This is a genomic window from Candidatus Sordicultor fermentans (assembly GCF_012728195.1).
GTDB lineage: Bacteria > Atribacterota > Atribacteria > Atribacterales > Caldatribacteriaceae > Sordicultor > Sordicultor fermentans.
The window spans coordinates 1-6,058 of record NZ_JAAYFP010000154.1 but is presented as its reverse complement, the minus strand read 5'-3'; the positions used below and the strand labels follow the sequence as shown (position 1 = coordinate 6,058).

Genomic DNA, 6,058 nt, shown 5'->3' with positions numbered 1-6,058 from the left:
ATGTGTAACACTATGCCCAGTGAAACTAAAATCCCTAGACGAGCTGTGTTAGCCGCATTTATGTTTGTTTTCACGGAGATATTATATAGCATAGTTATGGTTAACTGCAAAAGCCTTTGTAATGTCGATAGTATCAATCTATTGGAGGGGTATTTTTTTGTTTTTCCTCTATTATTAGTTTTTAATCTTTTTCCATTCAATTTAGAGTTACTGCCAAATTTTGTATATGATCCGAGAGAAGCGTCATCCTCTTCTCGAATTCCATCAACGAACTTCACTCCTTGCATCACCTCCCTGGACGGGGAACTCCATCTAATCTTCTCCATCCATCTTGAGCACTGAGGAAGAGACGGAAAACCATACTGAGTACTGTTATTCGAGAACCGCAATTACGGTATTTCTGGTTCTTAATCTGACAGGCTCACGAGTGGATTCCACTGGGTTAGTAGTTCGAAGATGCTAGGAATGTAAGCTGGAAAGTCATAGAAAGTGATAAGTGTTTCTCGGTCTTTGGGAGACTCAACTGCTTTAGGATACTTAGCTTGATTGATATTTATTAATAAAGAGATTAAAAGCTTGTTCAGCTTCTTCTTTAGTTTCTGCCATCCAGGCATCATGCAAGTCACTTTTAGCTTTCTTATCTTATCTAACGCATTACCAGTTTTATACATCCAGACGTTCAAGGGCGGGTTTTACCATATACCTGGAGAACGCTCCAGAATCCCATAGCTCCATCTCCCACTGCACACGATGGTCCTTTTTCTAAACCTCTAGCTTTCAGATTCAGAGTATTACAATACGGGAGTAATAGGGGGGTTTATCCTTTATGGTTCTGTTTCATTTTCTTCCGTAAAATTTTTTCATCTATTTTTTCATTTTATAAAAGGGATAAAAAAGTAAAAATGGCAAAAAAATTTATCTTGAAATTGCAGGAAGGAGGAAATAAATGATCTATCGCCGGAATTGGCTCTGGTTTTTTATTCTCGTATTCCTGCCTTTGTTTCTGGCAGGCTGCTCTGGTATTCGCTGGCAGATGAAAGAAACCGTTTTTTTGGTTTACGAAGAACTTTATTCTACCGAAGGAACAGTGCTTCCCATTTCTGGAGCTCAGGTGCTAGTGTTGGGAGAGGGTTTTTCAGGGGAGAAATATACTGATAGCACCGGCCGGGTGGTTTTTCAACTTGCTCCGGGAACTTACACTGTTGATATTTCCAAAGATGGTTACTCCACGATTAGAGATTCTATAACCATATATACTCTGGAATTAACTCCTGGTATTTATCCTTACGGGTTAATTCCTCAAGGGGGATGAGATTGAAGAAAATTTTGTATTTACTTCTTTTTGTGCCCTTGATATTAGTCGGTTGTTTCAGAGGAAACTCTCCTAATTTACCTCCGATTCATCCTATGGTAGATGTTAAAGGAAAAGTGGTAGATGAGCTAACTGGTGAAGGGTTATATGGTGTAGAGGTACAGGTAAGAGACTATCCTACCCGTTTTGACCTCACTGCAGACGATGGTTCTTTCTTTTTGCCCCTTGTTCCTGCGGGAAGACAGGTGATAATTGCTACTCTCTATGGATATGCAACAAATAATGAAGCTGTGGATATACCGAGGGAGGGGATTTTTGAAATAACCATTGAACTTTCTCCTCTTTTAGGAAAGTTGGTGGGATATGTGTTTGATGAAGATGGAAAGCCGGTTTCTGGAGCGAAAATCACCCTGGATGGCAATTATCATGCTACCTCAGGAGCTGATGGGAGCTTTACTTTATCTGATTTGCCAGTGGGTAAGTTTATCATCACTGTGGAAAAAGCTGGATTTTTGCCTCACTCGGGTGAAGTAGGAATTGAAGCCAACTCTATTATCACTCTGAAAATAACCCTTGAGTATCCTACTTCAAAATGAATAATCATGTTAAAATGAATAAAAAGGGGGAAGGAGGATAGAAAAATTTGGGAGATACTTTTGATGTCAGTCATTATTTGGGAGTGTTTATAGAAGAAGCAAAGGAACACATCGAGAGCTTAGAAGAAAATCTGGTAAAGCTGGAAAAAGAACCCTACAATCAGGACCTTATTCAGGCTATTTTCCGCTCTTTCCACACTATTAAAGGCTCTTCTGGTTCTATGGGTTTTCAGCAGATGACAGAATTAGCTCACCTCTTGGAAAATCTTTTAGACAGGGTGCGTCGGGGGGAAGTGTCTGTTAGCTCTTCCCTAATTGACCTTCTTTTGCAGGGATTGGATTTTTTAAAGAGGATGCTGGAAGAGATAACGAAAAAAGGGCAGGAACCAGACTGGAATATGGAAGAAATATTTTCTGCGTTACAGGATTTTCGAGGAGAAAAAGAAAAAGATGATAGCGGGGAATACTGGTTGACAGTTAAGCTGGCTTCTGACTGCTCCATGAAAGGGGTGAGAGCTTACCTTGTCATCAGTCGCCTGCAGGATAGTGGCATAGAAGTGGTAAATACTGTTCCTTCTCTTTCTGACCTCGAGGGAGAAAATTTTGGTCAGAGCTTTGATATTTTGGTTCGTACCGCTCTTCCTCCAGAGGAGGTAGCTAAAATAGTGGGGTCTGTGGCTGAAATAGAGAGAGTAGAAGTAAAAGAGGGAGAGGAGGAAGAAAAGAACCGAATAGAGGAGAAGGAAGAGAAAAATACTATTCCCCCCACCGGAGAACAAAAAATTACTACTAATTTGAAAAAAACGGTAAGGGTAGACGTAGAAAGATTGGATTCTCTCCTCAATCTGGTGGGAGAGTTGGTAATTGACCGTACCAGGTTAGAAGATATAATCCAGCGACTGAAAGATTATCAAGAACTGGTTCAGTTTCGAGAAATACTGTCTGATACTACCACTCATATTGGTCGTGTTACCAATGATTTACAAATGGAGATAATGAAAGCTAGAATGCTTCCCCTGGCTGAAGTTTTTAACCGTTTTCCTCGTTTGATAAGAGACCTTGCTCGTCAGTCGGGTAAAGAAATAGATTTTATAATTGAAGGAGAAGAAACAGAATTAGATCGCTCTCTTCTGGAAGAAATAACTGACCCTCTAATTCACCTCTTGCGTAATGCTGTAGACCATGGTATTGAAAGCAGAGAAGAAAGGATAAACAAAGGCAAGCCTCCTCAAGGGAAAGTCATTCTTCGGGCTTATCAAGAAGAAAATTCAGTAGTGATTGTAGTTGAGGATGATGGGAGAGGGCTGGATGTAGAAAAAATAAAGGATAAGGTAGTGGGAATGGGCCTGGTTACTCCAGAAGAAGTGAGTAAAATGAGTGAGCGAGAAATAGTGGATTTCATTTTTTACCCTGGTTTCTCGACCAGCGACGAAGTTACCGAGGTTTCCGGGCGAGGAGTAGGCATGGATGTGGTAAAAAGAAATATCGAGCGGGTAAATGGACAGGTGAGAGTAGAGAGCCAGCTGGGTGTAGGTACTACCTTTTATCTTCGCTTACCTCTGACCTTGGCCATTATTAGAGCGTTGCTTGTAAAGGTAGGAGAGTCCATATATTCTATACCTTTATCTGATGTGGTGGAAATAGAAAAAGTGGAGAAAAAGGATACTTACTGGGTAAACAGGGTTTTAACCACTCTTTTTCGGGGAAAAACTCTTCCCCTTTTATGGTTGGAAGCTCTCCTGGACTCCAGAAAATACAACTTTATAAGCGAAGATGAAATACCGGAAGTTTTATATACTGTAGTGGTCAGTGCTTCCTCGAGTCTTGCAGGGTTGGTGGTAGATGAGGTATTGGGAGAGCAAGAAATTGTGATAAAATCTTTAGGCTCCTATATGAGGGATGTGCGAGGTTTGGGTGGTGCCACCATTCTTGGTGATGGAGGAATATCACTGATCATAGATGTAGCTAGTTTGTTATGGAAATTTTCCCGAGCAGGAGGTTAGCGAATTATGCCAGGAAGAATAATGATAGTCGATGATGCTGCTTTTATGAGGATGATGCTCAAAGATATTCTTACTAAGAACGGTTATGAAGTGGTAGCAGAAGCTAGTAACGGTCATGAGGCGGTGCTGAAATACGAAGAGACCAGACCCGACCTTGTAACCATGGATATTACTATGCCCGAGATGGATGGGATTACTGCGGTAAAAGAAATTAGAAAAAAAGACCCTCAAGCTAAAATTATCATGTGCAGTGCTATGGGGCAACAAGCTATGGTGGTGGACGCCATTCAAGCAGGAGCACGAGATTTTATAGTGAAACCCTTTAAACCTGACCGGGTTATTGAAGCGGTAAAAAAAGTTTTGGGAAATTGAGAGCTAAATCTTTTACGGTGAAAAAAGCTTCTTCTCTTTCTTCTTTTCTTGGGCAAGCTCCTTTAGGAGTAATTATCTTTACCCGGCGAGGTAGGGTAATGTATTGGAATAAAGAAATGGAGATGATAACTAACTGGAAGAAGCAGGAGATTATGAAGAAAGAAGTAAAAGAGGTTTTGGGTTTTGATCTCTCCTGGGAAGAACTTAAAGAAAGTTTAGAGTTTGAAGAAGAAGTTTTTATCCGCAACTGGTCGATAAAAGATCGTTTTGGAGAAGAACGTTTATTAAATCTCCAGTTTTTTTTGTGGAAGAGGAAAGGTGGAAAAGCAAATGTAACGTGTCTGGTAGATGATGTGACTCAGAAAGCCCGATGGGGCGAAAATATCCGTCAGATGGAAAAATTATCCAGTATTAGCAGGTTTATTGCCAGTGTAGCTCATGAAATCAATAATCCTCTGACAGTCATTTCCGGTTATACCCAGATATTATTGCAAAAAGTGAAAGATAACGAACAATGCGAAATTTGTCAATTCAATCAGCGAGCGTTGGAAAAAATTGAGAGAGAAGCTGAATACTGTGGAAGATTAATTCAGGAACTTGTAGATTTTTCTAAGCCCATAATTCTTAACAAAGAAGACATGGACCTTAACTTCCTGGTGCAAGATAGCCTCTCAGTACTGGATGTCTTGATGGATGACAAAGTAAAGCTGGAGTTAAACTTGAGTAGTGATATTCCCCTCGTGAGAGTAGATAAAAACCGGATGAGACAGGTTTTCATGAACCTGGCTAAGAATGCACTGGAGGCTATGAAGGAAAAAGGAGGAAAATTGCGAATTCACACTTGTGTTGCTCCCCTGGAACATTTTTCTATTCCTGAAAATGGGACGGAAAATGGTAAATTTGTAGAAGTGGAATTTATTGATGAAGGGAAAGGCATACCAGAAAAAATACTACCTCGCATATTTGAACCTTTTTTCACTACTAAGGAGAAGGGGACAGGGTTGGGTCTCTCCATCTCTTATAGTATTGTGCGTGCTCATAAAGGGTGGATGGAGGTAACCTCTCGGGAAGGGGAAGGAACGAGAATAAAAATATTTCTTCCTCAAGGAGGAGAAGAATAATATATGGAGCTCAGAGCGGATCTTCGCCTTTTGCAACGTCCTCAACTTATTCCCAAGATGGTTCAAGCAGTGGAAATGATGGCTCTACCTCTTCCTCAGCTGGAGCAAAAATTGCAAAAATTGATAGAAGAAAACCCCCTCCTGGAGGCAAGAGAGGGAAGTTTTTGTTATAACTGTGGAAGAAGTTTTAGTGGCTATCCTGAGCGGTGTTCTCATTGTGGGAGGTACTTAAGAAGGAGAGAGAAAAAGGAATTCTCAGGAGAAGAGTTTCTTCAGTGGAGAGAAAAAAAAGATTGGAAGGAAATTATGAAAAAAGAAATTTTTTCTTTCATAGAACTGGGTTCCGAAGAGAGAAAGATTCTCCACTTTTTAATTGCTCGGTTAGATGAAGAAGGATTTCTGCGAGAAGACCTGGAAAAATTGTCTTTTTTGCTGGAGGAAAAAGAAGACAATTTAGAAAAGATAATTGAAAAAGTGAGGAAAGAGGGTTTTTTGGGTTTTGCCGCTCAAGACGCCATAGATTTTTTGATTTTACAGATGATAGAGCTGGAAGTGATAAAAAAGGAGGAAAAAGAAACAGTACGTCGAGAGTTTCTTTCCCATCCCCATAAGTTTCAAGAACTTCTGGAACCCTATCAGGAAAATCTCTTTTTT

Annotated in this window: 6 protein-coding genes and 1 pseudogene; 6 read left to right on the top strand and 1 reads right to left on the bottom strand. The window is 40.3% G+C overall.

Translation table 11 applies throughout. From position 1 onward, the window contains the following. The coding region (locus tag GXZ17_RS07990; protein ID WP_409376766.1) for a hypothetical protein at nt 1–278 on the bottom strand (278 nt) is incomplete at its 3' end. Between the two features lie 668 nt (nt 279–946). Between GXZ17_RS07990 and GXZ17_RS07985 the strand changes: the two genes are divergently transcribed. The 6 genes and pseudogenes from GXZ17_RS07985 to GXZ17_RS07960 form a co-directional block, all read left to right on the top strand. Next, complete coding sequence (locus GXZ17_RS07985; protein WP_409376765.1) at nt 947–1,312, top strand: carboxypeptidase-like regulatory domain-containing protein; 366 nt, start codon at nt 947–949, stop codon at nt 1,310–1,312. After that, nucleotides 1,309–1,908, top strand: coding sequence for a carboxypeptidase regulatory-like domain-containing protein (locus GXZ17_RS07980; RefSeq protein ID WP_409376764.1), 600 nt, complete (start codon nt 1,309–1,311; stop codon nt 1,906–1,908). The genes GXZ17_RS07985 and GXZ17_RS07980 overlap by 4 nt, the downstream gene beginning before the upstream one ends. A gap of 47 nt (nt 1,909–1,955) precedes the next feature. Next, a complete protein-coding gene (locus GXZ17_RS07975; RefSeq protein WP_409376763.1) occupies nt 1,956–3,911 on the top strand; it encodes an Hpt domain-containing protein in 1,956 nt (651 codons plus the stop codon). Between the two features lie 6 nt (nt 3,912–3,917). Beyond that, nucleotides 3,918–4,283, top strand: coding sequence for a response regulator (locus tag GXZ17_RS07970; RefSeq protein ID WP_409376762.1), 366 nt, complete (start codon nt 3,918–3,920; stop codon nt 4,281–4,283). A 17-nt stretch (nt 4,284–4,300) separates the two neighbouring features. After that, complete coding sequence (locus GXZ17_RS07965; RefSeq protein ID WP_409376761.1) at nt 4,301–5,404, top strand: two-component system sensor histidine kinase NtrB; 1,104 nt, start codon at nt 4,301–4,303, stop codon at nt 5,402–5,404. Between the two features lie 3 nt (nt 5,405–5,407). Next, nucleotides 5,408–6,058 (top strand): annotated as a pseudogene (locus GXZ17_RS07960) (hypothetical protein); the annotation flags it as partial.